The organism is Pseudomonas sp. MF08817, assembly GCF_059862705.1.
Genome location: NZ_JCBCUY010000028.1, coordinates 1 through 25,715, shown reverse-complemented (window position 1 = coordinate 25,715; position 25,715 = coordinate 1). Strand labels below are relative to the sequence as shown.

At 61.9% G+C, this 25,715-nt stretch carries 27 protein-coding genes; 18 read left to right on the top strand and 9 right to left on the bottom strand.

The genetic code is table 11. From position 1 onward, the window contains the following. Nucleotides 1-180 precede the first annotated feature (180 nt). The 4 genes from purE (at nt 181) to AC19YR_RS17670 (ending at nt 2,743) form a co-directional block, all read left to right on the top strand. Nucleotides 181-672 (top strand): 5-(carboxyamino)imidazole ribonucleotide mutase, encoded by a 492-nt coding sequence (gene purE / locus AC19YR_RS17685; protein ID WP_007920220.1) that lies wholly within the window; start codon nt 181-183, stop codon nt 670-672. 11 nt (nt 673-683) lie between these two features. After that, nucleotides 684-1,766, top strand: a complete 1,083-nt coding sequence (locus AC19YR_RS17680) for a 5-(carboxyamino)imidazole ribonucleotide synthase (RefSeq protein WP_095108646.1) — start codon at nt 684-686, stop codon at nt 1,764-1,766. Nucleotides 1,767-1,872: 106 nt separating this feature from the next. Next, nucleotides 1,873-2,118: a GlsB/YeaQ/YmgE family stress response membrane protein gene (locus tag AC19YR_RS17675; RefSeq protein ID WP_095108647.1), complete on the top strand. Its 246-nt coding sequence runs from the start codon at nt 1,873-1,875 to the stop codon at nt 2,116-2,118. 88 nt (nt 2,119-2,206) lie between these two features. Further along, complete coding sequence (locus AC19YR_RS17670) at nt 2,207-2,743, top strand: DUF3299 domain-containing protein (protein WP_095108648.1); 537 nt, start codon at nt 2,207-2,209, stop codon at nt 2,741-2,743. Between the two features lie 103 nt (nt 2,744-2,846). On the opposite strand, the gene AC19YR_RS17665 is transcribed toward AC19YR_RS17670, so the two are convergent. Beyond that, on the bottom strand, nt 2,847-3,746 hold the full coding sequence (locus AC19YR_RS17665; RefSeq protein WP_500599459.1) for a D-hexose-6-phosphate mutarotase: 900 nt from the start codon (nt 3,744-3,746) through the stop codon (nt 2,847-2,849). A gap of 37 nt (nt 3,747-3,783) precedes the next feature. After that, nucleotides 3,784-4,188, bottom strand: coding sequence for an acyl-CoA thioesterase (locus tag AC19YR_RS17660; RefSeq protein WP_003176975.1), 405 nt, complete (start codon nt 4,186-4,188; stop codon nt 3,784-3,786). A 361-nt stretch (nt 4,189-4,549) separates the two neighbouring features. On the opposite strand from AC19YR_RS17660, the gene AC19YR_RS17655 reads away from it, so the two are divergent. The 9 genes from AC19YR_RS17655 to AC19YR_RS17615 all read left to right on the top strand — a co-directional run bounded on the left by AC19YR_RS17655 (nt 4,550) and on the right by AC19YR_RS17615 (nt 15,518). Then, nucleotides 4,550-5,848 carry an MFS transporter gene (locus AC19YR_RS17655; protein ID WP_500599458.1) on the top strand — a complete coding sequence of 433 codons (1,299 nt, stop codon included), beginning with the start codon at nt 4,550-4,552 and terminating at the stop codon, nt 5,846-5,848. Nucleotides 5,849-6,054: 206 nt separating this feature from the next. After that, nucleotides 6,055-7,029: a phosphate ABC transporter substrate-binding protein PstS gene (locus AC19YR_RS17650; RefSeq protein ID WP_095108650.1), complete on the top strand. Its 975-nt coding sequence runs from the start codon at nt 6,055-6,057 to the stop codon at nt 7,027-7,029. Nucleotides 7,030-7,438: 409 nt separating this feature from the next. Beyond that, the gene (locus AC19YR_RS17645) at nt 7,439-9,472 is read left to right on the top strand and encodes an ABC transporter permease subunit (protein ID WP_500599500.1); all 2,034 of its coding nucleotides are present in this window, start codon (nt 7,439-7,441) and stop codon (nt 9,470-9,472) included. Nucleotides 9,473-9,487: 15 nt separating this feature from the next. Further along, nucleotides 9,488-11,158, top strand: coding sequence for a phosphate ABC transporter permease PstA (pstA, locus tag AC19YR_RS17640; RefSeq protein WP_095108652.1), 1,671 nt, complete (start codon nt 9,488-9,490; stop codon nt 11,156-11,158). A gap of 175 nt (nt 11,159-11,333) precedes the next feature. Further along, the gene (gene pstB, locus AC19YR_RS17635) at nt 11,334-12,167 is read left to right on the top strand and encodes a phosphate ABC transporter ATP-binding protein PstB (protein WP_095108653.1); all 834 of its coding nucleotides are present in this window, start codon (nt 11,334-11,336) and stop codon (nt 12,165-12,167) included. Nucleotides 12,168-12,284: 117 nt separating this feature from the next. Continuing rightward, complete coding sequence (phoU, locus tag AC19YR_RS17630) at nt 12,285-13,046, top strand: phosphate signaling complex protein PhoU (RefSeq protein WP_095108654.1); 762 nt, start codon at nt 12,285-12,287, stop codon at nt 13,044-13,046. 163 nt (nt 13,047-13,209) lie between these two features. Then, entirely contained in the window at nt 13,210-14,106 is an 897-nt protein-coding gene (locus AC19YR_RS17625) for a response regulator (protein WP_095108655.1), read from the top strand. A 114-nt stretch (nt 14,107-14,220) separates the two neighbouring features. Continuing rightward, nucleotides 14,221-14,541 carry a hypothetical protein gene (locus tag AC19YR_RS17620; protein WP_095108656.1) on the top strand — a complete coding sequence of 107 codons (321 nt, stop codon included), beginning with the start codon at nt 14,221-14,223 and terminating at the stop codon, nt 14,539-14,541. 80 nt (nt 14,542-14,621) lie between these two features. Further along, entirely contained in the window at nt 14,622-15,518 is an 897-nt protein-coding gene (locus AC19YR_RS17615) for a peptidoglycan DD-metalloendopeptidase family protein (RefSeq protein ID WP_500599454.1), read from the top strand. A gap of 9 nt (nt 15,519-15,527) precedes the next feature. Here the strand turns inward: AC19YR_RS17615 and AC19YR_RS17610 are convergent, their stop codons facing one another. The 3 genes from AC19YR_RS17610 to phoB form a co-directional block, all read right to left on the bottom strand. Next, nucleotides 15,528-16,868, bottom strand: a complete 1,341-nt coding sequence (locus AC19YR_RS17610; protein WP_095108658.1) for a hemolysin family protein — start codon at nt 16,866-16,868, stop codon at nt 15,528-15,530. Nucleotides 16,869-17,061: 193 nt separating this feature from the next. Further along, entirely contained in the window at nt 17,062-18,345 is a 1,284-nt protein-coding gene (phoR, locus tag AC19YR_RS17605) for a phosphate regulon sensor histidine kinase PhoR (protein WP_256576582.1), read from the bottom strand. A 137-nt stretch (nt 18,346-18,482) separates the two neighbouring features. Continuing rightward, nucleotides 18,483-19,172 (bottom strand): phosphate regulon transcriptional regulator PhoB, encoded by a 690-nt coding sequence (gene phoB / locus AC19YR_RS17600; RefSeq protein WP_095108660.1) that lies wholly within the window; start codon nt 19,170-19,172, stop codon nt 18,483-18,485. Nucleotides 19,173-19,323: 151 nt separating this feature from the next. Here phoB and AC19YR_RS17595 point away from each other — a divergent pair, with 151 nt between their 5' ends. Continuing rightward, nucleotides 19,324-19,695 carry a COG4315 family predicted lipoprotein gene (locus AC19YR_RS17595; protein ID WP_095108661.1) on the top strand — a complete coding sequence of 124 codons (372 nt, stop codon included), beginning with the start codon at nt 19,324-19,326 and terminating at the stop codon, nt 19,693-19,695. 103 nt (nt 19,696-19,798) lie between these two features. Here the strand turns inward: AC19YR_RS17595 and ubiA are convergent, their stop codons facing one another. Together ubiA and AC19YR_RS17585 are read right to left on the bottom strand one after the other, a co-directional pair. Continuing rightward, the gene (ubiA, locus tag AC19YR_RS17590; protein WP_500599451.1) at nt 19,799-20,689 is read right to left on the bottom strand and encodes a 4-hydroxybenzoate octaprenyltransferase; all 891 of its coding nucleotides are present in this window, start codon (nt 20,687-20,689) and stop codon (nt 19,799-19,801) included. After that, nucleotides 20,689-21,240: a chorismate--pyruvate lyase family protein gene (locus AC19YR_RS17585; RefSeq protein ID WP_500599449.1), complete on the bottom strand. Its 552-nt coding sequence runs from the start codon at nt 21,238-21,240 to the stop codon at nt 20,689-20,691. Before AC19YR_RS17585 ends, ubiA begins: the two co-directional genes overlap by 1 nt. A 215-nt stretch (nt 21,241-21,455) precedes the next feature. Here AC19YR_RS17585 and AC19YR_RS17580 point away from each other — a divergent pair, with 215 nt between their 5' ends. The 4 genes from AC19YR_RS17580 (at nt 21,456) to AC19YR_RS17565 (ending at nt 23,864) form a co-directional block, all read left to right on the top strand. Further along, nucleotides 21,456-21,623, top strand: a complete 168-nt coding sequence (locus AC19YR_RS17580; protein ID WP_500599447.1) for a rubredoxin — start codon at nt 21,456-21,458, stop codon at nt 21,621-21,623. Between the two features lie 30 nt (nt 21,624-21,653). Continuing rightward, nucleotides 21,654-22,802: an NAD(P)/FAD-dependent oxidoreductase gene (locus AC19YR_RS17575; RefSeq protein ID WP_095108665.1), complete on the top strand. Its 1,149-nt coding sequence runs from the start codon at nt 21,654-21,656 to the stop codon at nt 22,800-22,802. A gap of 188 nt (nt 22,803-22,990) precedes the next feature. Beyond that, nucleotides 22,991-23,266 carry an HU family DNA-binding protein gene (locus AC19YR_RS17570; protein ID WP_095108666.1) on the top strand — a complete coding sequence of 92 codons (276 nt, stop codon included), beginning with the start codon at nt 22,991-22,993 and terminating at the stop codon, nt 23,264-23,266. Nucleotides 23,267-23,480: 214 nt separating this feature from the next. Beyond that, nucleotides 23,481-23,864 (top strand): helicase, encoded by a 384-nt coding sequence (locus AC19YR_RS17565; RefSeq protein WP_095108667.1) that lies wholly within the window; start codon nt 23,481-23,483, stop codon nt 23,862-23,864. Nucleotides 23,865-23,870: 6 nt separating this feature from the next. Here AC19YR_RS17565 and AC19YR_RS17560 read toward each other — a convergent pair whose 3' ends face one another. Together AC19YR_RS17560 and AC19YR_RS17555 are read right to left on the bottom strand one after the other, a co-directional pair. Further along, nucleotides 23,871-24,929, bottom strand: a complete 1,059-nt coding sequence (locus AC19YR_RS17560) for a hypothetical protein (protein WP_500599444.1) — start codon at nt 24,927-24,929, stop codon at nt 23,871-23,873. 128 nt (nt 24,930-25,057) lie between these two features. After that, a complete protein-coding gene (locus AC19YR_RS17555) occupies nt 25,058-25,600 on the bottom strand; it encodes a DUF2515 family protein (protein WP_500599443.1) in 543 nt (180 codons plus the stop codon). Between the last annotated feature and the right edge of the window lie 115 nt (nt 25,601-25,715).

The following is a 25,715-nucleotide window of genomic DNA, read 5'->3' as shown; positions in this document are numbered from 1 at the left end:
CGCCACTTTGCGCCGTTTGACGGATGGTCAGCAAAGGGGCTGTTTATCTGTTTCATTGCGGTATACTGCGCGGCCTTCGGCCGGCTCGACTGGCCATAATTCGTACAACAAGCCACGCACATTGCGTGGCTTGTTGTTTTTTGACGCGCCTGCGGGCGCCCAGAGAGAAGAGGCACGACGATGAGTGCATTGGTTGGCGTCATCATGGGCTCCAAGTCCGATTGGTCCACCCTTAGCCACACCGCCGATATGCTGGAAAAACTCGGCATCCCCTACGAGGTGAAAGTGGTCTCCGCCCACCGCACCCCGGACCTGCTGTTCCAGTACGCCGAAGAAGCTGAATCGCGGGGCATCGAGGTGATTATCGCCGGTGCCGGCGGCGCGGCCCATTTGCCGGGCATGTGTGCGGCCAAGACCCACCTGCCGGTGCTGGGCGTGCCGGTGCAGTCGGCCATGCTCTCGGGCGTCGATTCGCTGCTGTCGATCGTGCAGATGCCGGCCGGCATCCCGGTCGCCACCCTGGCCATCGGTAAGGCCGGCGCGATCAACGCCGCGCTGCTGTCGGCGAGTATCCTGGGCGCCAAGCACCCGCAGTTCCACGCGGTGCTCAAAACCTTCCGTGCTGAGCAGACAGACAGCGTGCTGGACAATCCAGACCCACGCATCGCCTGAGGTTATTGACGATGAAGATCGGTGTAATCGGTGGCGGCCAACTGGGCCGCATGCTGGCCCTGGCGGGTACCCCGCTGGGCATGAATTTCGCTTTCCTGGACCCGGCGCCGGACGCCTGCGCCGCCACTTTGGGCGAGCACCTGCGGGCCGACTACGGCGACCAGGACCACTTGCGCCAATTGGCCGACGAAGTGGACTTGGTGACCTTCGAGTTCGAGAGCGTACCGGCTGAAACCGTGGCCTTCCTGTCGCAGTTCGTGCCCGTGTACCCGAGCGCCGAAGCGTTGCGCATCGCCCGTGACCGCTGGTTCGAGAAGAGCATGTTCAAGGATTTGGGCATCCCCACGCCGGCGTTCGCCGACATCCAGTCCCAAGCCGACCTGGACGCCGCCGTGGCCGCCATCGGCCTGCCGGCCGTGCTCAAGACCCGCACCCTGGGCTACGACGGCAAGGGCCAGAAGGTTTTGCGCAGCGCCGCCGATGTGGTCGGCACCTTCGCCGAACTGGGCAGCGTTGCCTGCCTGCTCGAAGGCTTTGTGCCGTTCACCGGCGAAGTCTCACTGATCGCCGTGCGGGCCCGCGATGGCGAAACCCGCTTCTACCCGCTGGTACACAACAGCCATGAGAGCGGCATCCTCAAGCTCTCCGTGGCCAGTACCGACCACCCGTTGCAGGCCCTGGCCGAAGACTATTCCAGCCGTGTGCTCAAGCACCTGGACTACGTGGGCGTGATGGCGTTCGAGTTCTTTGAAGTGGACGGCGGCCTCAAGGCCAACGAGATCGCGCCACGGGTGCACAACTCCGGGCACTGGACCACCGAAGGCGCCGAGTGCAGCCAGTTCGAAAACCACCTGCGCGCCGTTGCCGGCCTGCCGTTGGGTTCGACCGCCAAGGTCGGTGAAAGCGCGATGCTCAACTTCATCGGCAGCGTGCCCGACGTGGACAAGGTGCTGGCCATCGACGATTGCCACCTGCACCACTACGGCAAGGCGTTCAAGGCCGGGCGCAAGGTCGGCCACGCCAACCTGCGCTGTGCCGATGCGGCCACGCTGGAGCGCCAGATCCTCAGGGTGCAGGCGCTGATCGCCGAGTAACCCGTGTGGCATGGCGGGAACCATTGCGGCCCCGCCGCCCTCTGATGGCAGGATGCCAAAGTCTGGCTAGGCTTGGATCTATCTCACTTATCCAGAGGGCAATGCCATGGGAATTATCGGAACCATTTTTATCGGCCTGATCGTCGGCTTGCTGGCACGTTTCCTCAAACCGGGCGACGACAGCATGGGCTGGATCATGACCATCCTGCTGGGCATCGCCGGTTCGCTGGCGGCCACTTATGGCGGCCAGGCGCTGGGCATTTATGAAGCAGGCCAGGGTGCAGGCTTCCTCGGTGCGCTGGTGGGCGCCGTGGTGCTGCTGGTGATCTACGGCCTGGTGAAAAAGAACTGATTCATCGCAACAAGGCCCTCTGCGCTGCGCAGGCGTTGAGGGCTAGAATGCCCGGCGACCGTTCCTTCCTCTATTTGCCGAGCCCTTCATGCGCCGTCTTCTCCTGACTTTCCTACTCCTGGGCTGCGGCCTGGCCCATGCCAGCGAACTGGCGGAAACCGACTGGCTGGAGCTGATGCCCAAGTCGGACCAGCTCGCCCTGGAACAAATGCCGGACATCGACCACAACTCCCCCGAGGCCAATGGCACCTTCAACGAAAAGGGTGGCTTGAAGCAGAGCAAGGGCTTGCCGGCGGTGATGTACTCGAACAAGACCGTGGCGGCGATGAACAACAAGGCCATTCGCCTGGGCGGCTACCCGGTGCCGCTGGAAACCGACGCCAAGGGCCGTAGCACGTTGTTTTTTCTGGTGCCCTACCCGGGCGCGTGCATCCACGTGCCGCCGCCGCCGCCCAATCAACTGGTGCTGGTGCGCTACCCCAAGGGCTTGAAACTGGACGACATCTACACGCCGCTGTGGGTGACCGGCACCCTCAAGGTTGAAGCGGTCAGCAACGACCTGGCCGACGCGGCCTATGCGCTGGACGCGGCCAAGGTGAAGGTGGTGCAGGAGGCGGATTTGTAGGGGAAGGCTCTGTCATGAGTGGGAGCAGCGTCTGTGGGAGTGGGCGAGCCTGCTCCCACAGTGGATTGCCGCTGTAGTTGCGCACCCACAGAGTTGGCGCCGGTTACAGGGCAATGCCCATAACACTCACCCCCAGCGTATGGCTGGCCCCCGGCGCCAAGGTCACCACGTCGTCCAGCACATTGGCGGTTTCGATGCACAGCATGCGCTGCCAGCCGTCGTCGGCCATGTCGGCCAGGTGGGCGGCGCGTTCGCTCCAGGGGTTCCAGACCACTGCCGAGCGTGAGCCGCGGCTGGTCAATTGGATGCGGCGCTGCCAGTGCGGGTCGAGGATGCTCAGGTGTGGGGGCGCATCGAGGTAGATGCGGTCGGTTTCCCCGGCAAAGTGCAGGTCGCCCCGTTGGGTGAGGGTTTTCCAGTCGTCCAGGGTTTCGATGTAGCGGAGCCCGTCCACGCCTTGCACCTGCACATTGCGCACGTCGCTGACGGCGAAATAGGTGTGCAGCGCCTGGCTGAGGGTCACCGCGTCGGCGCCCAGGTTATGGCTGGTGAGGTCAATGTGCAGCTGCTCGTCGAGGCGGATGCTCAGCTTCAGCTCGACCCGGTGCGGCCAGCCCGGTAGGCCGGTTGCGGCTTGGGGCAGGGCGAAGTCGATCTTCAGCGCCTGGCCTTCGCTTTCGATGCCGCTCAGTGACCAGCCCATGGCACGTACCAAGCCGTGGGCGCTGGCCGGTTGTTCGCCGCTGTACATCGCCTGCACGCTGTGCGGGTTGCGCGCCAGGTTGCCGAACCACGGCCAGCACACCGGTACGCCGGCGCGGATGGCTTTGCCGGTGGTGAAGGTGGCGCGGTCGTTGAGCCACACCAGCGGCGGTTGCCCGGCCCGTTGATAACTGAGGATATGCGCGCCTTGCTGGGCCACCAGCAATTCGGCCCCCGCATGGCGGATGCGCCAGCAGTTCAGCTCATCGAGTTTTACCGCTTCAACAGTGGGCGTGGGCATGGTGCGCATCTCTTGGCAGGCAGGGGCGGGCGTTGGTTCAGCGGGCCCGGGAAGGTACCGAACGGGTGCGCCCGCTGCCGTCGATGGCGACGAACACGAACACCGCTTCGGTGACTTTGCGCCATTCGCTGGACAGCGGATCGTCGCTCCACACCTCGACCATCATCTGGATCGAGCTGCGGCCGATTTCCAGGGCCTGGGTATAAAAGGACAACTGCGCGCCCACCGCCACCGGCACCAGGAATGCCATGCGGTCGATGGCCACAGTCGCCACGCGCCCGCCTGCTACCTTGCTGGCCATCGCCGTGCCGGCGAGGTCCATCTGCGCCACCAGCCAACCGCCGAAAATATCGCCAAAACCGTTGGTTTCACGGGGCAGGGCGGTGATTTGCAAGGCCAGGTCGCCTTGGGGGATTGGATCTTCTTGTTCGAGCTCTATCATGCCGGAGGGCCTCTGACCCGTAATACATCAGGAGAATAGCCGTCTTCAGGAAAAACGATTCAGCCCCGAACATACTGCGTTCGTCACGTTCTTCATAAGGCGAACTAAGGAAAACTCTGCGAAACCGCCTGGCCCGGTGCCCGGGGGCGTCATTAGGCGTTTTCGCACAGCAATCCTTTGAGGTAGCAAGGCAGCGAGTATATCGGTGGATAGACCCCGCGACGACCGTCCGGTTCGCATTTTGGCCCTCTATTACGCGGCTGTATGTGCTTTTTAGAACAATTTGCTATCGTGCCGAACCCGCCCAGGCTTCAACCAGCGTTGTTGAGCTTGCAGAACCGACTATAAGAGAAGCCTTGCCATGACCAGCGTGCCCTCCAGCACTGCACAGCCTGTGCAGCCCGCCCGTCCCTTGACGCGCAACGATTACAAGACTTTGTCCCTGTCCGCCCTGGGCGGTGCGCTGGAGTTCTACGACTTCATCATCTTCGTGTTTTTCGCCACGGTGGTGGGCAAGCTGTTCTTCCCCGCGGACATGCCCGAATGGCTGCGCCTGATGCAGACCTTCGGCATCTTCGCCGCCGGTTACCTGGCGCGGCCCCTGGGCGGCATCGTCATGGCGCACTTCGGCGACCTGCTGGGGCGCAAGAAGATGTTCACCCTGAGCATCTTCATGATGGCCGTGCCGACCCTGATTATGGGTTTGCTGCCCACCTACGCGCAGATCGGCATGTGGGCGCCGATCCTGCTGCTGGTAATGCGCGTGATCCAGGGCGCGGCCATTGGCGGCGAAGTGCCAGGGGCCTGGGTGTTCGTGTCCGAACACGTGCCACGGCGCCATGTCGGCTACGCCTGCGGCACCCTGACGTCGGGGCTGACGGCGGGGATCCTGCTGGGCTCGCTGATGGCCACGGCGATCAACAGCCTCTATACCCCCGAGGAAGTCGCCGCCTACGCCTGGCGGATTCCGTTCCTGATGGGCGGCGTGTTCGGCCTGTTTTCCGTGTACCTACGCCGCTGGCTGCACGAAACCCCGGTGTTCGCCGAGCTGCAACTGCGCAAGGCCCTGGCCGAAGAAGTGCCGCTGCGGGCGGTATTGCGTGACCATCGCGGTGCCATCGTCATTTCGATGCTGCTGACCTGGCTGCTGTCGGCCGGGATCATCGTCGTGATCCTGATGACGCCCACCGTGTTGCAAACCGTCTACCACTTCGCGCCCACCACCGCGTTGCAGGCCAACAGCCTGGCCATCGTGTTCCTGAGCCTGGGCTGCATCGCCGCCGGCGCGCTGGCGGACCGCTTCGGCGCCGGGCGGGTGTTCGTGGTGGGCAGCGGCCTGCTGTTGCTCAGTTCCTGGACCTTCTACCACAGCCTGTTCAACCACCCGGACTGGCTGTTCCCGCTGTATTCGCTCACCGGCCTGTTGGTGGGCACCATCGGCGCCGTGCCCTATGTGATGGTCAAGGCGTTCCCGGCGGTGGTGCGCTTTAGCGGGTTGTCGTTCTCCTACAACCTGGCCTACGCGATCTTCGGCGGCCTGACCCCGATGGTGGTGACCCTGCTGCTCAAGGAAAGCCCGATGGGCCCGGCCTATTACGTGGCAATCATCTGTGGCGTGGGGATGCTGGTGGGTGCGTACCTGTGGAAGCAGGGGCGCTAGCAGTGAGGGCTTATCGCGGGCGGGCCCGCTCCCACACAGGCCTGCGTTGAACCTGCGGGCCCGCCCGCGATGAACGATGCCTCGGTAGCCGGCCCATAGCCAGATAATGGCCTTTCATCTAATTGTCATATTCCAGCCATAGAGTGTTCACACGGCCTGCTGATACTTGGCCCCGAATAACACACCCTATCTGCTAGGAGTAAGGCATGAAACTGAAGCGTTTGATGGCGGCAATGACGTTTGTCGCTGCTGGCGTAGCGACTGCCAATGCGGTTGCCGCTGTTGACCCTGCTATCCCGAGCTACACCAAGACCACTGGTGTGTCGGGCAACCTGTCCAGCGTCGGTTCCGATACCCTGGCCAACCTCATGACGTTGTGGGCCGAGCATTACAAAAAAGAATATCCGAACGTCAACATCCAGATTCAAGCCGCTGGCTCCGCCACCGCGCCACCTGCGCTGACCGAAGGCACCTCTAACCTGGGCCCGATGAGCCGCAAGATGAAGGACACCGAACTGGCGGCCTTCGAGCAGAAGTACGGCTACAAGCCGACCGCCATCCCGGTTGCAGTGGATGCCCTGGCCGTGTTCGTGCACAAGGACAACCCGATCAAGCACCTGACCATGGAACAGGTCGATGCAATCTTCTCCTCCACTCGCCTGTGCGGCGCCAAGGCTGACGTGAAAACCTGGGGCGACCTGGGCGTGACCGGCGACCTGGCCAACAAGCCAGTGCAACTGTTCGGCCGTAACTCGGTATCCGGCACCTACGGCTACTTCAAAGAAGAAGCCCTGTGCAAAGGCGACTACAAGCCCAACGTCAACGAGCAACCAGGCTCGGCGTCGGTTGTGCAGTCGATCAGCTCTTCGCTCAACGGCATCGGTTACTCGGGCATCGGCTACAAGACCGCCAGTGTGAAAACCGTGGCCCTGGCCAAGAAGGGCGGTACTGACTTCATCGAAGACACCGAAGAAAACGCCCTGAACGGCAAGTATCCGCTGTCGCGCTTCCTCTACGTGTACATCAACAAAGCCCCGAACAAGCCTCTGGCCCCGCTGGAAGCCGAGTTCGTGAAACTGGTGCTGTCCAAGCAGGGCCAGGAAGTTGTGGTCAAAGACGGCTACATCCCGCTGCCAGCCAAAGTCGCCGCCAAGGCACTGGCTGACCTGGGTCTGAAATAAGGCGCATAAGCCTGCATTACCCGGTGTAGCGCCGGGCCCACCCAGGCCCGCCTACACCCTTCAATTTTTCGGTCCGCTGCCAGTACCCACGGGCGGCGGATTTGTTGCGTCACTGCATTGTCATCTTTCTGTCATACAGGATCGCTAGGGTGTGCGCATGAATGATCTGGCCAATTCCCCCATGACTACGACTTCTCCTCCCAAGCGAATTGATTTCAATACGCCTGAGCTGCAACGCAAGCGCCGCATCCGCGCGTTTAAAGATCGCCTGACCCGCTGGTACGTTCTGGTGGGCGGGCTGGCCGTTCTCGCGGCGATCACCTTGATTTTCTTCTTCCTCGGCTACGTGGTGATGCCGCTGTTCCAGGGCGCCGACCTGACCGCCAAGGACCCGCTCGCCCCGGCCTGGATGCAGGACGCCGGCAAGCCCCTGATGATCTCGCTCGAAGAGCAGAACCAGGTTGCCATGCGGGTTTCCGACAAGGGCCAGGCCCTGTTTTTTGACCTCGACAGCGGTGCCGAACTGAGCCGCGTAAGCCTGCCGATCCCGGCCGGTGCCAGCGTCTCGTCCATCGGCGAAGACCAGCCTGGCAGCCCGCTGGTGGTGGTCGGCCTGTCCAACGGCCAGGCGCTGGTGTTCCGCCACACCTACAAGGTCACCTACCCGGACAGCAAAAAAACCATCTCGCCCGCCATTGAGTACCCTTACGGCGAAGCGCCGATTGCCCTCGATGAGCAAGGCCGCAGCCTGGAGCACGTGAGCCTCAATGCCACCGACACCACCCTGGTGCTCGCCGGCTCCACCGGTTCGCAGTTGCATGTGCTGTCGCTGACCAGCGAAGAAAACATGATGACCGGCGAAGTCACCAGCGAGCAGGCGCGCATCGACCTGCCGCAGATGACCGAGCCGGTCAAAGCCATCTTCATCGACCCGCGCCAGCAATGGCTGTACGTGGTCAATGGCCGCGCCCAGGCCGACGTGTTCAGCCTGCGCGACAAGAGCCTCAACGGCCGCTACAAACTGCTTGAGGACGGCGAGGCGCAGGTCACCGCCAGCACCCAACTGGTGGGCGGCATCTCGCTGATCGTCGGCGACTCCAAGGGCGGCCTGGCCCAGTGGTTCATGGCCCGCGACCCGGACGGCGAACAGCGCCTCAAGCAGATCCGCACCTTCCAGATGGGCACCGCGCCTATCCTCGAAATCACCGCCGAAGAGCGCCGCAAGGGCTTTGTCGCCCTGGACGCCGCCGGCAAGCTCGGCGTGTTCCACAGCACCGCGCACCGCACCTTGCTGGTGGACCAAGTGGTCGACGGCGCCGGGATTTTCGGCCTGTCGCCACGGGCCAACCGCGTGATCGTCGAAGCGGGCGGCAAGCTGCAACCGTTGCTGCTGGACAACCCGCACCCGGAAGTGTCCTGGAGCGCGCTGTGGAGCAAGGTCTGGTACGAGAACTACGACGAGCCCAAGTACGTCTGGCAATCGACCGCCGCCAACACCGATTTCGAGCCCAAGCTGAGCCTCTCGCCGCTGACCTTCGGCACGCTCAAGGCCGCGTTCTACGCGATGCTGCTGGCCGCGCCGCTGGCGATTGCCGCCGCAATCTACACCGCCTACTTCATGGCCCCGGGCATGCGCCGCAAGGTCAAACCCGTGATCGAGCTGATGGAAGCCATGCCCACGGTGATCCTCGGCTTCTTCGCCGGCCTGTTCCTGGCGCCGTATGTCGAAGGGCACTTGCCGGGCATTTTCAGCCTGCTGATGCTGCTGCCGATCGGCATCCTGGTCGCCGGTTTCACCTTCAGCCGCCTGCCCGAATCGATCCGCCTGAAGGTCCCGGAAGGCTGGGAAAGCGCATTGCTGATCCCGGTGATCCTGTTCGTCGGCTGGCTGTCGCTGTACATGAGCCCGTTCATGGAGAACTGGTTCTTCGGCGGTGACATGCGCATGTGGATCTCCCACGACCTGGGCATCACCTACGACCAGCGCAACGCTCTGGTGGTGGGCCTGGCCATGGGCTTTGCGGTGATCCCCAACATCTACTCCATCGCCGAAGACGCCGTGTTCAGCGTGCCGCGCGGCCTGACCCTGGGCTCGCTGGCCCTGGGCGCCACGCCGTGGCAGACCATGACCCGCGTGGTGATCCTCACCGCCAGCCCGGGGATTTTCTCGGCGCTGATGATCGGCATGGGCCGTGCGGTCGGGGAAACCATGATCGTGCTGATGGCCACGGGCAACACCCCGGTCATGGAAATGAACCTGTTCGAAGGCCTGCGCACCCTGGCCGCCAACGTCGCGGTGGAAATGCCCGAATCGGAAGTCGGCGGCAGCCACTACCGCGTGCTCTTCCTCTCGGCGCTGGTGCTGCTGCTGTTCACCTTCGTCATGAACACCCTCGCCGAACTGATTCGTCAGCGTCTGCGCAAGAAATATTCGTCGCTTTAACAAAGGTAGAAGTCTGTGAAACAGAACTCCCTGAAAGGTTGGTTCAAGAGCGGCGCCCCAGGCGTCTGGATCAGCGGTGGCGCGGTTTCCATCGCGGTCATCATGACCATCGGCCTGCTGGCGGTCATCGCGGTGCGCGGCCTGGGCCATTTTTGGCCGGCCGACCTGGTCCACGCCAACTACGACGTACCGGGCCAGGCCAATCACCTGATCGTCGGTGAAGTGGTGCAGAAGGAAGAAGTGCCACGCGCCCGTCTCAAGAGCGCCGGCCTGCCGGTGCCCGATGACGGCCCGGAATTCATGACCCGCGAGCTGATTAAAGTCGGCAACCGCGACATCAACGGCACGGATTTCACCTGGATCGTCGGCGATTGGCTGACCAACCAGACCACCCCGCGCGAGCTGATGGCGCTGGAGCGCCGCGAGTGGGGCAACTTCTACGGCTACCTGGTCAACGTCAAGGAGGCCGGCAAGGTGGTAGCCGAAGGCGAAGCAGCCTGGCCCGAACTGCAAGCACGCATCGAGCGCGTGAGCAACCTGGCCGCCCAGCTCAAGACCCTGGAAAAATCCGATATCGGCGCCATCAACGCCGGCCTTGAGCGGGTGCGCCTGCACGGCCGCAAACTGGAACTGGCCGGCACCCTCGACGCCGCCGCCCAGGCTGATATGGACGCCGACCGCGCCGAACTGAACAACCGCTACCAGGCCATCGAGGCACAACTGGCCGACCTGCACGCCCAGTTCAACCGCGACAGCCTCACCGCCCGCGACGCCAACGGCAAAGAAATCGAGATCGACATCGGCAAAGTGGTGCACGCCTACCAGCCGAACGCCATGGGCACCTTCACCAAAATTGGCTTCTACTTCAGCAAGGTCTGGGAGTTCCTCAGCGACGACCCCCGTGAAGCCAACACCGAAGGCGGGATCTTCCCGGCGATTTTCGGCACCGTGATGATGACCCTCATCATGGCCATGATCGTCACCCCGTTCGGCGTGCTGGCGGCGGTGTACCTGCGTGAATATGCCCGCCAGGGCACCATGACCCGGTTGATCCGCATTGCGGTGAACAACCTGGCGGGCGTCCCGGCCATCGTCTACGGGGTATTCGGCCTGGGCTTCTTCGTCTATGTGCTGGGTGGCTCGGTGGACCGTTTGTTCTTCCCCGAAGCCTTGCCAGCACCGACCTTCGGCACCCCGGGCCTGCTCTGGGCGTCCCTGACCCTGGCGCTGCTGGCGGTGCCGGTGGTGATCGTGGCCACCGAAGAAGGCCTGGCGCGCATCCCGCGCACCGTGCGCGAAGGCTCCCTGGCCCTCGGCGCGACCAAGGCCGAGACCCTGTGGAAGATCGTGCTGCCCATGGCCAGCCCGGCGATGATGACCGGCATGATCCTCGCCGTGGCCCGCGCCGCGGGCGAAGTGGCGCCGCTGATGCTGGTGGGCGTGGTCAAGTTGGCGCCGTCGCTGCCCCTGGACGGCAACTACCCGTACCTGCACTTGGACCAGAAGATCATGCACCTGGGCTTCCACATCTATGACGTCGGCTTCCAGAGCCCCAACGTCGAGGCCGCGCGGCCGCTGGTGTACGCCACGGCGCTGTTGCTGGTACTGGTGATTGCCACACTTAACCTGTCAGCGGTGTGGATCCGTAACCACCTGCGCGAAAAATACAAAGCGTTGGACAGCTGAAGCTGTTAGCGGCAAGCGGCAAGCTACAAGCCGCTTTTGCTCAAACCTTGTAGCTTGCAGCTAAAAACTTGCAGCTAAAACGTACGTTTAGTCACAAGCGGCAAGCTTCAAGCCGCCTTTGCTCAAATCTTGCGGCTTGCAGCTAGAAGCTTGCAGCTACAAACGGAGTGCGACCATGCAACACGAAACACACAGCCACGGCATCAACATGTCGGCCCTGGGCCGCGACAAGCAGAGCCTGAACCTGGACCAGGAAACCGTGGCCATTGAAGTGCCCGGCCTGAGCCTGTTCTACGGCGAAAAACAGGCGCTGTTCGACGTCAGCATGAACATTCCCAAGCAGCGCGTGACGGCGTTTATCGGCCCGTCCGGCTGCGGCAAATCCACGTTGCTGCGCACCTTCAACCGCATGAACGATTTGGTGGACGGCTGCCGCGTCGAGGGCGCCATCAACCTGTACGGCAACAACATCTACCGCAAGGGCGAAGACGTGGCCGAACTGCGTCGCCGCGTCGGTATGGTGTTCCAAAAGCCCAACCCGTTCCCCAAGACCATCTACGAAAACGTGGTCTACGGCTTGCGCATCCAGGGCATCAATAAAAAACGCGTGCTCGACGAAGCCGTGGAATGGGCGCTCAAGGGCGCGGCGCTGTGGGATGAGGTCAAGGACCGCTTGCACGAATCGGCCCTGGGCCTGTCCGGCGGCCAGCAGCAACGCTTGGTGATCGCCCGCACCATCGCGGTGGAACCTGAAGTGCTGCTGCTCGACGAACCCTGCTCGGCACTCGACCCGATCTCGACCCTGAAAGTCGAAGAACTGATCTACGAGCTCAAATCCAAGTTCACCATCGTCATCGTTACCCACAACATGCAGCAAGCGGCGCGGGTGTCCGACTACACCGCGTTCATGTACATGGGCAAACTGGTGGAATTCGGCGATACCGACACCCTGTTCACCAACCCGGCGAAAAAACAGACCGAAGACTACATCACCGGTCGCTATGGCTAGTTGGGGGGCAGCTACGGGCCGCAAGCTTTAAGCGGCCAGTAAGCGCGGTTCAACGCAGCGCCACCGATCAACTTGCAGCTTGTAGCTTGTGACTTACAGCTTTTGCGGAGCAAAACCATGATTTCGAAGGAAGGTTTAACCCATCACATTTCCGCCCAGTTCAACGCTGAACTGGAGGAAGTGCGCAGCCACCTCCTGGCCATGGGCGGGTTGGTGGAAAAGCAGGTCAATGACGCCGTGACGGCGCTGATCGAGGCGGATTCCGGCCTGGCCCAGCAGGTGCGCGAGATCGACGACCAGATCAACCAGATGGAACGCAACATCGACGAAGAGTGCCTGCGCATCCTCGCCCGTCGCCAACCGGCGGCGTCGGACCTGCGGCTGATTATCAGCATCTCCAAATCGGTGATCGACCTGGAGCGTATCGGCGACGAAGCCACCAAGATCGCCCGCCGGGCCATCCAGTTGTGCGAAGAAGGCGAAGCGCCACGTGGCTACGTCGAAGTGCGTCACATCGGTGACCAGGTACGCAACATGGTGCGCGATGCCCTGGACGCCTTCGCCCGCTTCGACGCTGAACTGGCCCTGTCGGTGGCCCAGTACGACAAGATCATCGACCGCGAATACAAGACCGCCCTGCGCGAGTTGGCCACCTACATGATGGAAGACCCGCGCTCCATCTCCCGGGTACTGAGCATCATCTGGGTGTTGCGTTCGCTGGAGCGCATTGGCGACCACGCGCGCAATATTTCCGAGTTGGTGATCTACCTGGTGCGCGGCACCGACGTGCGCCATTTGGGCCTGGCGCGTATGAAGGAAGAAGTTGAAGGCACCAGCGCTGAAAAGGCTAATGTTCCGGGCAAAGCTGACGATAAGTAAGGTTGCCCAGTAAAAGCGCCCGGCCCTCTGGCCGGGCGTTTTTGTTTGCGGTTTTTGAATTCATAGCACCCGCGAACGAAAAAAGTCCCGGCGTGACTGAAGAGTTTTGGCGAATTGCCATCAGCCAGCGTTATGCTTGCCGGGATTTTAAAAGGGGTGGTCGATGAGTAAGGTCAGTGTGTTGGTGGTGGACGACGCTTCGTTCATTCGTGACTTGGTGAAGAAGTGCCTGCGCAACTACTTCCCGGGCATCAAGATCGAAGACGCGGTGAACGGCAAGAAGGCCCAGGCCATCCTGGCCCGCGAGTCGTTCGACCTGGTGCTGTGCGACTGGGAAATGCCGGAAATGTCGGGCCTGGAACTGCTGACCTGGTGCCGTGGCCAAGAACAGCTCAAGGGCATGCCGTTCGTGATGGTCACCAGCCGTGGTGACAAGGAAAACGTTGTCCAGGCGATCCAGGCTGGGGTCTCCGGTTATGTGAGCAAACCCTTCACCAACGAACAACTGCTGACCAAGGTCAAGCAGGCGCTGAACAAGGTCGGCAAGCTCGACACCTTGATGAACAGCGCGCCAACCAAGATGAACTCGGCGTTCGGCAACGACTCCCTCAGCGCCCTGACCGGCGGCAAGGCCGAAGTGGTCAAGCCTTCCGCCCCGGTGGTGCCGTCCAAGGGCCTGCTCAACAGCCCGCCGGTCAAGTCCGCTGCGCCGAGTGTCACTGGCGGTCGTGGCCAGGGCCAGTTGCGCCTGCCCAGCGGCACCCAAACCTGCGTGATTAAGGCCTTGAGCATCAAGGAAGCACTGTTGGTGGTTAAACGCACCGACACCCTGCCGCAGATCCTCGACAGCGCCGTGCTCGACCTGGAGCAGGGCGAAAACGCTGAAATCGCCCGCCTCAACGGCTACCTGCACGCCGTTGTCGCCCACGAGCCCAAGCCCGACAGCGAATGGCTGCAACTGACCTTCCGCTTCGTCGACCAAGATGCGCAGAAACTCGACTACATCTCCCGCCTCATCGCCCGCGGCACGGCGCAAAAGCACTTCGTCCCCGGCGCCTGACCCTCGTAGCAAGCGGGCGAACCCGCTTGCTACATGGACAGACATCCCTTGGGGCTTTTGCAGCGTGCCTGGTTCGCGCCATCATCGAGCCTTTGCGTTGAGGAGATGCCAGCGATGATCTGCGAACTGTGCGAGGGCGTGAGCCAAGGCTTTGTCGAGGGCGGGCGGCTAGTGTGGCTGACCCAGGGCATCCAACTCACCCAGGTGGCCGACGACGCCACGGACGAAGAACGGCGCTGCTATCAACTGCTGCTGGGCTCGGGGCTGGTGTGGAAAGTCGATCACCTGGACGAATACGGCCAACCCTGGCTGGCCCTGCAATGGAGTGCCGAGCACTGGGAAACCCTACGGCCCGCGCCCGGCAGCTTTCGCTGGGTGGACACGGGCGCGGCTTACCCGGTACTGCAATTGAACGCCGCCGCGCCGGCGTCCTGAACTTGCAACATTGGCCCCCTACGCTGATGGATTGCAGCTGCTAGGCTGCTTTCACGTCTTTTCTGACAGAGCGTCGTCCCATGTTCGCGCGCGTGCTTGTTTTCTGTGGTCTGTGCGTGGTCGCCAGCTCGGCGGCGGCCATGACGATCTACAAGTCCACCGACGCCAATGGCGTGGTTTCCTACAGCGACCGACCGTCACGCGGGGCCCAGCCGTTCGTGTTCCGCGACCGCATGGTTGAACGCCTGGAGCGCCAGGTACGCCTGGATATCAAGCAGCACAAGGGCGTGGACAGCGTGTTCGTGCGCAATGACCTGTACGCCCCGGTGGAAATCGAGCTGAGCTTTGCCGGGTTGAAAAATGTCAGCGGCGCGCCGCCGGGGCCCATCCGCCAGATCCTGCCGGCGCGCAGCAACCAGCGCCTGGCGCTGCTCACGGCCACGCGGGCCGGTAAGCCGCTGGCCTACACCCCACGGCTGCGTTACTCGCTGGGCGACCCCTCAGGCGTCGCCCAGGCCTATCGCTACCCGTTGCCCTGGCGGGGCGGGCCGTTTCGCGTGAGCCAGGGCGCCAATGGCAGCTACAGCCATTTCGGCGCCAAGAGCCGCTACGCCATCGATATCGCCATGCCCGAAGGCACGCCGATCATCGCTGCGCGTGGCGGCGTGGTGGTGAAAACCGAGAACGGCCAGAGCGGCCGCGGCACCGACCCGGCCGGCAATTTCGTGCGGGTGCTGCACGACGACGGCACCATGGGCGTGTACCTGCACCTCAAGCGCGGTTCGGTGAGTGTGCGCGAAGGCCAACGGGTGGCGGTGGGCAGCGCCCTGGCCCTGTCGGGCAACACCGGCAACAGCAGCGGCCCGCACCTGCATTTTGTGGTGCAGCGCAATACCGGGCTGGGGCTGGTGTCGATCCCCTACCAGTTCAACCAACCGTTGGGGGCTTTGCCCAACTTTGCGTTGGGCGGGCAGTGAGGGCGTTGATTAATCGAGCATCAACACCTTGGCCAGGACGATTTTCGGGCCTTTCATCTTTTTGATGATGATGCGCAGCCCTTCGACTTCCAGCACTTCTTCCTCTTCCGGCACCCGCTTGAGGGTTTCGTAGACCAACCCGGCCAGGGTTTCGGCTTCGATGTGGTCCAGGTCGATGCCCAGCAGGCGTTCGACCTTGAACAGCGGCGTGTCGCCGCGCACCAGCAGCTTGCCGGGTTGGTAGGCGAGGATGCCGCGCTCGGTCTTGCGGTGTTCGTCCTGGATGTCGCCCACCAGCACTTCGAGCACGTCTTCCATGGTCAGGTAGCCGATGACATTGCCGTCGGCTTCTTCGACCAGGGCGAAGTGCGAGCCGCCCTTGCGGAACTGTTCCAGCAACTGCGACAGCGGCAGGTGCCGCGAGACGCGTTCCAGCGGGCGGGTCAGCTCAGCCAGGTTGAACGATTCGGGGATGTGGTCAAGGGCCGCCAGTTCCAGCAGCAGGTCCTTGATGTGCAGCAGGCCGACGAACTCGTTGCGCTCAGTGTCGTACACCGGGTAGCGGCTGAACTTGTGGCGGCGGAACTGGGCGAGGATTTCCTTGAGCGGCGCGTTGAACTCGATGCTCACCAGGTCTTCGCGGGAGTTGGCCCAATCGACCACTTCCAGTTCACCCATTTCCACGGCCGAAGCCAGTACGCGCATGCCTTGGTCGCTGGGGTCCTGGCCACGGCTGGAGTGCAGGATCAGCTTGAGTTCTTCGCGGCTGTAGTGGTGTTCGTGGTGCGGGCCGGGCTCGCCTTGGCCGGCGATGCGCAAAATGGCGTTGGCGCTGGCGTTGAGCAGGTAGATGGCCGGGTACATGGCCCAGTAGAACAGGTACAGCGGCACGGCAGTCCACAGCGACAGCAGCTCGGGTTTGCGGATCGCCCAGGACTTGGGCGCCAACTCGCCGACCACGATGTGCAGGTACGAAATGATGAAGAACGCGGTAAAGAACGACACGCCTTTGACCACTTCAGCCGATTCCACACCCACGGCGCTGAGCAGCGGCTCCAGGATGTGGGCGAACGCCGGTTCACCGACCCAGCCCAGGCCCAGGGAGGCGAGGGTGATACCCAGTTGGCAGGCCGACAGGTAGGCGTCGAGTTGGCTGTGCACGGTGCGCAGGATGTGCCCGCGCCAGCCGTTCTGCTCGGCGATGGCCTCTACGCGGGTCGAGCGCAACTTGACCATGGCGAACTCGGCCGCAACGAAGAAGCCGTTGAGCAGAACCAGGACAAGTGCAAAAAGAATCATGCCGAAATCGGCGAACAGTGTTGCGAAGGTCAAGCCAGGGGAAGGGTCCATGATGGAGTTTTGCGGGTTCCGTCTAATCAAAAAGGGGGTGTTACGGGCCTGCTGAGCAGGCGCAAGTCAGGCAATGTAGCGGCTGATAGGGCGCTTGCCTAGTGGCCTTTAGGTGCTGCGGGCAATCTGGGCGACTTGCTGGCGGCCATCGCAGGCAAGCCAGCGCCCACTTGAGGCTGGCGCCTTAACCCGCTCAGTCCGGGTCGGCCAGCAACACCCGCGTGACCTGCGCCGGGGCGAAATGGCAAGTGAACGTGCTGCCGTGGCCCGGCACGCTGCTGATTTCCATGCGCGCGCGGTGGCGCAGCAGCACGTGCTTGACGATGGCCAGCCCCAGCCCGGTGCCGCCGGTGTTGGAGTTGCGGCTCGAATCGACGCGGTAGAAACGTTCGGTCAGGCGCGGCAGGTGCTTGTTGTCGATGCCGATGCCTGAATCCTGCACGCTCAGGTGCGCGCCTTGCTCGTCGCCCCACCAGCGCACGCGGATGTTGCCCTCGGCGGGGGTGTACTTGACCGCGTTGAACACCAGGTTGGAAAACGCACTGCGCAACTCCGCCTCGCTGCCCTTGAGCGCCAGCCCGGGGTCGGCCTCCAGGGTGATGCGTTGGTTGCGTTGGCCGGACAAGGCCTGGGCGTCGTTTTTGATCGATTGCAGCAGGGTATCGACCGCCACGGGGTGGTTGTCGGAGGGGTAATCGGTGGCTTCGAGCTTGGCCAGCAGCAGCAAGTCGTTGAGCAACGTCTGCATGCGCCCGCCCTGTTGCTGCATTTGCTGCAAGGCGCGGCCCCAGCGCGGGTTCACCTCCTCGACGTTGTCGAGCAGGGTTTCCAGGTAGCCGCAGATCACCGTCAGCGGCGTGCGCAGTTCGTGGGAGACGTTGGCGATGAAGTCTTTGCGCATCTGCTCCAGTTGATGGATGCGCGTCACGTCGCGCACCAGCATCAGGTGTTCGTTGTTGCCGTAGCGGGTGATGTAGAGCTGGATACGCAGGCGATCGTTGGTGGGCGAGGGGATTTCCAGCGGCTCGGCGTAGCTGTCCTGCTCGAAATACTCCTTGAAGCGCGGGTGACGTACCAGGTTGGTCACGGGTTGGCCGCTGTCCTGTGGGGTCTTGAGGCCCAGCAGGGTTTCGGCGGCGCGGTTCCACCATTCCAGGTTGCCGTCGCTGTCGAGCATCACCACCGCGTCCTTGAGGGCGGCGGTGGATTCCTGCACGCGGTCGATCACCGCTTGCAAGCGCCCGCGCACCCGTTGATCGCGGCGTTGCAGGTGATAGATGCTGTCGAACACCTCGCCCCACAGCCCATAGCCATCGGGCGGTGGCTCGTCGGGTTTGTGCTGGCGCAGCCACTCGTGCAGGCGCAGGAGCTGCTTGAGAGTCCAGCCCAGGTACACCGCCAGGCCAATGGCCAGGCTCCAGCCGTAGTAGCCACTCATCAGCCCCACCAGCAGGCAACCGGTGGTTAACAGCAGCATGTGGCGGATCAGGGTGCCATGCCAATTCTGGTTCACTTTGAATCCTTCAAAGCAGCTGCAAGTTTTGAGCTGCAAGCTTCAAGTTAGAGCGATCCGGCTTTTTCTTGCCGCTGGCCGCTAACCACTCGCAACTGCCTTCAACCTTTTGTCGAAAAGCGATAACCAGTGCCACGCACGGTTTGCACCAGGTTCTCGTAAGCCTCGCCGAGGGCTTTGCGCAGGCGCCGGATATGCACGTCCACCGTGCGTTCTTCGACGTAGACGTTGCCGCCCCACACCTGGTCGAGCAGTTGCCCGCGAGTGTAGGCGCGTTCCTGGTGGGTCATGAAAAACTGCAGCAAGCGGTATTCGGTAGGGCCCATTTCGGCGGGTTTGCCGTCGATGGTGACGCGGTGGCTGATTGGGTCGAGCAGCAGGCCGCCGACTTCGATCGGCGCTTCGCCATCGGTGGGGCCGGCGCGGCGCAGCACGGCCTTGAGGCGTGCCACCAGTTCGCGAGGAGAAAACGGTTTGGTGATGTAGTCGTCGGCGCCCACTTCCAGGCCCTGGATCTTGTTGTCCTCCTCGCCCTTGGCCGTGAGCATGATGATCGGGATATCCCCGGTCAGCTCATCGCGCTTGAGGCGCCGGGCCAACTCGATGCCCGAGGTGCCGGGCAGCATCCAATCCAGCAGGATCAGGTCGGGCTTGCGGTCGACGATGATGGCATGGGCCTGCTGGGAGTTTTCTGCCTCCAGGCAGTCGTAGCCGGCCATTTCCAACGCAACGGCGATCATCTCGCGGATGGGCGCTTCGTCGTCAACGATCAGAATGCTCCTGCCAACCATGCTCAATCCTCTTGTCATTTAACTGTCTTGCGCCGCATTAGATAACGGAATTATTGCAGTCGTGTGACAGTATTTTTGGCCCCCGGCGTAGGAGGGGTTCCTGAACTAAGCTTGGAGTCCGAATCCTCACCACCACAAAAGGACGGTTTCCATGACTTACTCCTGCAAAGCCCTACTGGCCGCCGCGGCGCTCATTCTCCCGAGCCTGGCGCTGGCTGCCGACCCGGCGATGAGCCAGGACGGCGTGTTGGTCGATCACCAGGGTATGACCCTCTATACCTTCGCCAAGGATGCCGACGGCAAGTCCATGTGTAACGACAAGTGCGCCACCAACTGGCCACCGCTGGCCGCCGCTGCCACCGACAAGGACATGGGCAAGTGGACGGCGATCAAGCGTGACGACGGCACGATGCAATGGGCCTATGGCGGCAAACCGCTGTACACCTTCGTGATGGACAAGCAGGCCGGGGACAAGACCGGCGACGGCAAAATGGACGGCGCCTGGAAAGTGGCCAAGCCGTAGCTTGGGTCGAGTCGCCGCCCGCTCCCACAGTTGAAGAGTGCTACCCCTGTGGGAGCGGGCCAGCCCGCGATAGCGATCTAAAACACGGCCCCGCCCACAGCCCTCAACGCACCCCGTAATCCAGCACAATCCCGACGAAAATCGCCAACCCCGCCCAGTGGTTATGCAGAAACGCGCGGAAGCACTTTAGGCGGTCGCGGTCGCGGGTGTACCAGAACTCCCAGGCAAAGCAGCCGAGCGCCACCAGCAACCCGGCGTGGAACCAGGCGCCCAGCTCAAAAGCCGAACCGGCCAGCAGCAGGCCGCCCAGGGCCAGCACTTGTAGGGTCAGGATAATGGCGCGGTCGGCGTCGCCGAACAGAATGGCGGTGGATTTGACCCCGATGCGCAGGTCGTCGTCGCGGTCGGTCATGGCGTAGTAGGTGTCGTAGCCCACGGTCCACAGCAGGTTGGCGATCCACAACAACCACGCGGTGGCAGGCAGGCTGCCGGTTTCGGCGGTGAACGCCATCGGGATGCCCCACGAAAACGCCGCGCCCAGCACCACTTGCGGGTAATAGGTGTAGCGCTTCATGAACGGATAGCTGGCCGCCAGGGCCAGGCCGCCGAACGACAGCCAGATCGTCGCCGCGTTGGTCAGCAGCACTAGCAGGAAGCTGATAGCCATCAGCACCGCAAAAAACACCAGCGCTTCTTTAGAAGTGATCTTGCCGCTGGCCAGCGGCCGTTGTTCGGTGCGTTTGACATGGCCGTCCACCTTGCGGTCGGCCCAGTCGTTGATGACGCAGCCGCCGGCGCGGGTCAGCACCACGCCCAACACGAAAATCACGATGTTGGCCAGGGACGGCGAGCCCTTGCCGGCGATCCACAACGCCCACAGGGTAGGCCATAGCAGCAGGTAGATGCCGATGGGCTTGTCCATTCGCGTGAGCTGGACAAAGTCCCAGGCGCGGGGGTTGAGGTGGTTCAGGGATTTGAGCAGGCGTTGGTACATCAGCTGTTCTCCTCGGTGGCACAGGCGGCGTGCCAGAGGGCCGGCAGGAAGATTTCCGCCACCAGGACGCTGAGGGCGCCGCGATCGAACCGCGAACGGCGGCCCCACAAACCACTGGCCTGGCACTCGGCCGGCAGCCACTGGCGCGGGTAGTGGCAAACCTCGATGGCGCGCCGCTGGAACGCCTGGTCGCAGAACAGCAACTCGCCCAACGAGCGGCTGCCCAACTCGTCCATGTTCAAGCCGCCATCCTGTAAGGCGCTGCGCGCCGCCACGCTGCGGGCGAACACCCAGGCCTTGCCGTGGCCGCGCAGGTACACCTCGCGCACCCAGCCTTCGCTGCCGGTGGGCAGTTGCAGGGTGGCGCACTCGTCGTCGCGCAGCACCTGCCAGCCCTCGAATAGCGGGGTGACGCTGAAGGCGTCGTGGGAGAGCGCCGTCAGGCGCCGGGTCAGGGAGCCTTCGTCGAACAACCAGGCGAGGGTTTGCGCAGCGGGGAGGGGCGATAACTGGCTGCGGGGCAGCCAGACAGCGAGCATTGAATGCGGCACGGCGGGTCATTATTGGCAGCAAATGAGGCGGCGAGCTTAACATGCTGCCCGGCGATTTTGCCCGGTGGGCTGCGGTATGTGCGTCGAACGTGCTTGCATCTGTTGATCCCGATCAGTACAAAACGCCCTGAGCCGAACGGCAACCCAAGCCTTATCCCAAACCGTCTATCGACCGTTCGCGCCAGCAAAAGCCTGAGAAACCGAGGAAGTAAGCAATGAAGAAGTGGCAATGTGTGGTCTGCGGCCTGATCTATAACGAAGCGGACGGCTGGCCGGATGATGGCATCCTCGCCGGTACGCGCTGGGAAGACGTCCCGGCAGATTGGCTGTGCCCAGACTGCGGCGTTGGCAAAATGGATTTTGAAATGATCGAAATCGCCTGATTTCACTCATCCAACAACAAGGAGAAAGCAATGAGCGCACCTGTCGTCATCATCGGTACCGGGCTGGCGGGCTATAACCTGGCACGGGAGTTTCGCAAGCTCGACAGCGACACCCCGTTGCTGTTGATTACCGCCGATGACGGCCGCTCCTACTCCAAACCCATGCTCTCCACCGGTTTTGCGAAAAACAAGGAAGCCGATGGCCTGAGCATGGCCGAACCCGGCGCCATGGCCGAACAGCTCAAGGCCGAGGTTCGCACCCATACGCGCATCAGCGGCATTGACCCGGGCCACAAACGCCTGTGGATTGGCGAAGAGGCGGTGGCCTACCGCGACCTGATCCTGGCCTGGGGCGCGGAAACCGTGCGCGTGCCGGTGCAGGGCGACGCCGGCGAGTCGATCTTCCCCATCAACGACCTGGAAGACTACGCGCGCTTTCGCGCCGCAGCGGCCGGCAAGCGCCGCGTCCTGGTGCTGGGCGCCGGCCTGATTGGCTGCGAGTTCGCCAACGACCTGATCCTGGGCGGCTACGAAGTGCAACTGGTGGCACCGTGCGAGCAGGTGATGCCAACCCTGCTGCACCCGGCCGCCGCCGCTGCGGTACAAGCCGGGCTTGAAGGCATTGGCGCGCGTTTCCACCTGGGGCCGGTGCTCAATCGCCTGCAACGGGTGCCCGAGGGGCTTGAAGCGCACCTGTCTGATGGCCAGGTGATTGCTTGCGATGTGGTGGTATCGGCCATCGGCCTGCGCCCGCGTATCGACCTGGCGGCTGCGGCAGGCCTGGTGGTCAACCGGGGCGTGGTGGTGGACCGCCACCTGCAAACGTCCCACGCCAATATCTATGCCCTGGGCGACTGCGCCGAGGTTGATGGCTTGAACCTTCTGTACGTGATGCCGTTGATGAGCTGCTCCAAGGCCCTGGCACAGACCCTGGTGGGCAACCCGACGGCGGTCAAATACGGGCCGATGCCGATCACGGTGAAAACCCCGGTCTGCCCGCTCGTGGTCTCCACCCCGCCACGGGGCGCGGAAGGCAACTGGACCGTCGAAGGCCAGGGCGGCGACATCAAGGTGCTATGCCGTGCCGCCGACGGCCAATTGCTTGGCTATGCCCTCACTGGCGCGGCGCTGATGGACAAACTGGCGCTGAACAAGGAACTTCCGGCGTTGCTGGCGTAAATACAGGTCGTTCTGTCGGATACACCCCGCTTTTGCGCCGACAAAGCACCCAAGTAGACTGGCGCCCCTGTCGGGCGCGTGCCATCCTCACACCCGTCTGCCGCAGCGTAGAGCCTGCGGTGCCTTGGCGCCGCCCTCCGGGGGCGGCACGGACATAACAACAAAAAACCGTCAAAGAGGCTTCACCTATGCGCAAACCAGATCTCGCAGCCGCCATCGCTGAAAAAGCCGATCTCACCAAAGAACAGGCCAACCGCGTACTCAACACAGTGCTTGAAGAAATCACCGGCGCGCTGCACCGCAAGGACAGCGTCACCCTGGTAGGTTTCGGCACGTTCCTGCAACGCCACCGTGGCGCGCGCACCGGCAAAAACCCGCAGACCGGTGAGCCGGTGAAAATCAAGGCCAGCAATACCGTCGCGTTCAAACCGGGCAAATCGCTTAAAGACAGCGTCAACCCGTAACTCCCCCGCGGAATTGAAAAATGGGCACGCCAACCGGGTTGGGTGCCCATTTTTTGTGGGCGCGGATTAACCCCAGAGAGGTTTAAATGCGTGACCTGGTAGTCATCAGCCGCAAAAAACACACCATCTGCGCCTAACGATCAGTAACTGTGGTGTTCTTTAACCAACTCGCTAAACTGCGCCGGCCGTTCATTTTTCTATTGAGGCTGTGCCCATGAAATTTCGTTTTCTTCTGTGGATGCTGGGTTTGCTGATGGGCAAGGCCAGCCGCACCAACCCGGCGTTTCAGCAGCAATTGGGTGACAAGGAGCTGGTGTTCCAATTACAGACCCTGGACGGCAAGGTGGCGCGTCACTTCCTGGTCAAGAACCAACGCATCACCAGTAAATCCGGGCTGTACCCGGAACCGGCGTTCGCCATCGCCTTCAAGGACGCCGCCTATGGCTTCGCCACGATGCAGGCCAAGAACAAGCAATTGGCGTTCATGACCGGCATTCAGGACAAATCGATCCAGATCAAAGGCAACCCGGCGCTGGTGATGTGGTTCCAGGGCCTGACCAAATACCTCAAGCCCCGCAAGGCCAAGCCCAAGGCATGACAGTTGTCACAGCCTCGGGTTGGATTGATCGGGACTCCACTGCCAGAAAGTCGTGCCGAAGTTGCTGTCGCCGATGGCGGGGAAAGGAGTGCCTTGTTGGAAGTAACGGCGGGAATTGACTTGGGCGGGGGTGAACCACCACCCGGACTGGGGGCAAAGTTCGCCGGCGGCTTTGCGTAACACCGGCTCCGGTGGCGCGGTTTGGGCTTGTTTTAGGGCTTCGGCTTTTGCCACGCTCTCCATCGAAGGCACGGGCACGCCCGTGACCATGGTGGGGTCTTGATAACTTTCCAGGATGGGTAAGCCCAGGGCTCGTGCTTGTTCTTCTGCCTTGATTCGCAGGAGTAAGGCGCCTGCTAGGGTTGTGGCGTATTTGGCGCGTGTGGCTTCGTTGGGATGGCTGGCGCCGCTTAGGCTGTTAGTTGTTTGGAGGATGACATTCAAATTGTCAAGAATACGTCTTTTAGAACTCTCTGTACGGAAGTCTCGCATATAGCGGACTTCCAATAACATGCCTTCGGCCTGCCATAGCCAATTAAAGTCCCCCTTGAGATTTTGCCATTCCTCCCAGGTAAGTTGATAGTTAGGGTCGGCCAAAAGTGGCGATATCAACTTCGGGTCCATGTCGGTTGTTTGTGTTTGGTAGTTGCTTTTGAAACGATAGGTTATACGTCCAGTTAGGCGGGGGTCACTCAGCATAATGTATCGTTGCCAACCGACTGCTTGAATGCTGGCCTGAAGATTCATTACCAATTCATAAACCTGCCGATCATATGCTTCAAGCTGCGGGTCAGTCATTTTTTCAAAAAGTGGAGCGTCGGGAAGTTCGATGCTCATATCGACTTCGTCCACCCCATAAGTGTCGCGGGCGTTGTCGTAGAAAAGGACCATGTAGGCATAGGGGAATATTAAACCGTATTTTGGATGCCTAAGCTTTGGCTGAGCATTTTGAGCTGTATAGAACAGGACGCTGTTCACCCCGGAGCGTTGAATGGAAAAATTGGCACGTTGGACAATGGCATCACCTTGTTCGCCTAATGCGAACTCGAGCACACGAGTATTCATAAGGGAATTCCTATAGTTGGCGGAAGATCTATCAGTTGATAAATAGGTGCTCGCAAATTTAACGATAAGGACAGATATTAGTAGCAGTCCGACGCCCAGTAACCACCGGTGCTGATGTCGACGCATGATTAGGCCTCCTTCCAAGCTGCAATTACCTGCATCTGCTCAATCATGTAGAGGCGGAACTGGCCGTCAAAATCACGACCTTTTGTCATCAGATAATGGTACTGCTTGAGGATGGCCATTACATATTTCATCCTTGCCTCTGGGTCGTAGAGTTTTCCCTGCTTCAAACCCATAGTGACCGTCACGTCTTCTTCCGTAAGCCCATAGGGCTGTAACTCACGAATTTCAATCTCCCGGGTAATCATGGGCGCGGTATTAAATACTAATGTCGGATCCTTCGTTCCCACCAAGTTCCAAAGCCTGCGCCCCAAGTCATTACTATCGATAGCCAGTTCAAATTCAGGGTGGCTATAAATCATCGCTTGCAAGTGAATATTTTGTTCGTGCTTCAGAAAGTGCTCGGCGCTTTTGAAAGCTTGGTCTTCCTTGAATCTATTAGGCGTCGTTTTTTCAGCTGTCTCATATTCTTCAATCCAACGAAACCCCTCTTTCAAAGGCGCTGTCGCCCTGCACTGATTAATTTCCGCCAACGCTGCGGATTCCACGACACTTGGACACCCAGTCCACGATCATTTGGACACTCGTTCCACGCTCACTTGGACACCTGATCCACGCCCATTTGGACAGGCAGTCGGAGCGCAGCGACGCAGGTTTGCATTG

What these genes read in the sequence shown, in the direction of transcription:
- purE (WP_007920220.1), top strand. Translation starts at nt 181, where the DNA reads ATGAGTGCATTGGTTGGCGTCATCATGGGCTCCAAGTCCGATTGGTCC.
- AC19YR_RS17680 (WP_095108646.1), top strand. Translation starts at nt 684, where the DNA reads ATGAAGATCGGTGTAATCGGTGGCGGCCAACTGGGCCGCATGCTGGCC.
- AC19YR_RS17675 (WP_095108647.1), top strand. Translation starts at nt 1,873, where the DNA reads ATGGGAATTATCGGAACCATTTTTATCGGCCTGATCGTCGGCTTGCTG.
- AC19YR_RS17670 (WP_095108648.1), top strand. Translation starts at nt 2,207, where the DNA reads ATGCGCCGTCTTCTCCTGACTTTCCTACTCCTGGGCTGCGGCCTGGCC.
- AC19YR_RS17665 (WP_500599459.1), bottom strand. Translation starts at nt 3,746, where the DNA reads ATGCCCACGCCCACTGTTGAAGCGGTAAAACTCGATGAGCTGAACTGC.
- AC19YR_RS17660 (WP_003176975.1), bottom strand. Translation starts at nt 4,188, where the DNA reads ATGATAGAGCTCGAACAAGAAGATCCAATCCCCCAAGGCGACCTGGCC.
- AC19YR_RS17655 (WP_500599458.1), top strand. Translation starts at nt 4,550, where the DNA reads ATGACCAGCGTGCCCTCCAGCACTGCACAGCCTGTGCAGCCCGCCCGT.
- AC19YR_RS17650 (WP_095108650.1), top strand. Translation starts at nt 6,055, where the DNA reads ATGAAACTGAAGCGTTTGATGGCGGCAATGACGTTTGTCGCTGCTGGC.
- AC19YR_RS17645 (WP_500599500.1), top strand. Translation starts at nt 7,439, where the DNA reads ATGCAGGACGCCGGCAAGCCCCTGATGATCTCGCTCGAAGAGCAGAAC.
- pstB (WP_095108653.1), top strand. Translation starts at nt 11,334, where the DNA reads ATGCAACACGAAACACACAGCCACGGCATCAACATGTCGGCCCTGGGC.
- phoU (WP_095108654.1), top strand. Translation starts at nt 12,285, where the DNA reads ATGATTTCGAAGGAAGGTTTAACCCATCACATTTCCGCCCAGTTCAAC.
- AC19YR_RS17625 (WP_095108655.1), top strand. Translation starts at nt 13,210, where the DNA reads ATGAGTAAGGTCAGTGTGTTGGTGGTGGACGACGCTTCGTTCATTCGT.
- AC19YR_RS17620 (WP_095108656.1), top strand. Translation starts at nt 14,221, where the DNA reads ATGATCTGCGAACTGTGCGAGGGCGTGAGCCAAGGCTTTGTCGAGGGC.
- AC19YR_RS17615 (WP_500599454.1), top strand. Translation starts at nt 14,622, where the DNA reads ATGTTCGCGCGCGTGCTTGTTTTCTGTGGTCTGTGCGTGGTCGCCAGC.
- AC19YR_RS17610 (WP_095108658.1), bottom strand. Translation starts at nt 16,868, where the DNA reads ATGGACCCTTCCCCTGGCTTGACCTTCGCAACACTGTTCGCCGATTTC.
- phoR (WP_256576582.1), bottom strand. Translation starts at nt 18,345, where the DNA reads ATGCTGCTGTTAACCACCGGTTGCCTGCTGGTGGGGCTGATGAGTGGC.
- phoB (WP_095108660.1), bottom strand. Translation starts at nt 19,172, where the DNA reads ATGGTTGGCAGGAGCATTCTGATCGTTGACGACGAAGCGCCCATCCGC.
- AC19YR_RS17595 (WP_095108661.1), top strand. Translation starts at nt 19,324, where the DNA reads ATGACTTACTCCTGCAAAGCCCTACTGGCCGCCGCGGCGCTCATTCTC.
- ubiA (WP_500599451.1), bottom strand. Translation starts at nt 20,689, where the DNA reads ATGTACCAACGCCTGCTCAAATCCCTGAACCACCTCAACCCCCGCGCC.
- AC19YR_RS17580 (WP_500599447.1), top strand. Translation starts at nt 21,456, where the DNA reads ATGAAGAAGTGGCAATGTGTGGTCTGCGGCCTGATCTATAACGAAGCG.
- AC19YR_RS17575 (WP_095108665.1), top strand. Translation starts at nt 21,654, where the DNA reads ATGAGCGCACCTGTCGTCATCATCGGTACCGGGCTGGCGGGCTATAAC.
- AC19YR_RS17570 (WP_095108666.1), top strand. Translation starts at nt 22,991, where the DNA reads ATGCGCAAACCAGATCTCGCAGCCGCCATCGCTGAAAAAGCCGATCTC.
- AC19YR_RS17565 (WP_095108667.1), top strand. Translation starts at nt 23,481, where the DNA reads ATGAAATTTCGTTTTCTTCTGTGGATGCTGGGTTTGCTGATGGGCAAG.
- AC19YR_RS17560 (WP_500599444.1), bottom strand. Translation starts at nt 24,929, where the DNA reads ATGAATACTCGTGTGCTCGAGTTCGCATTAGGCGAACAAGGTGATGCC.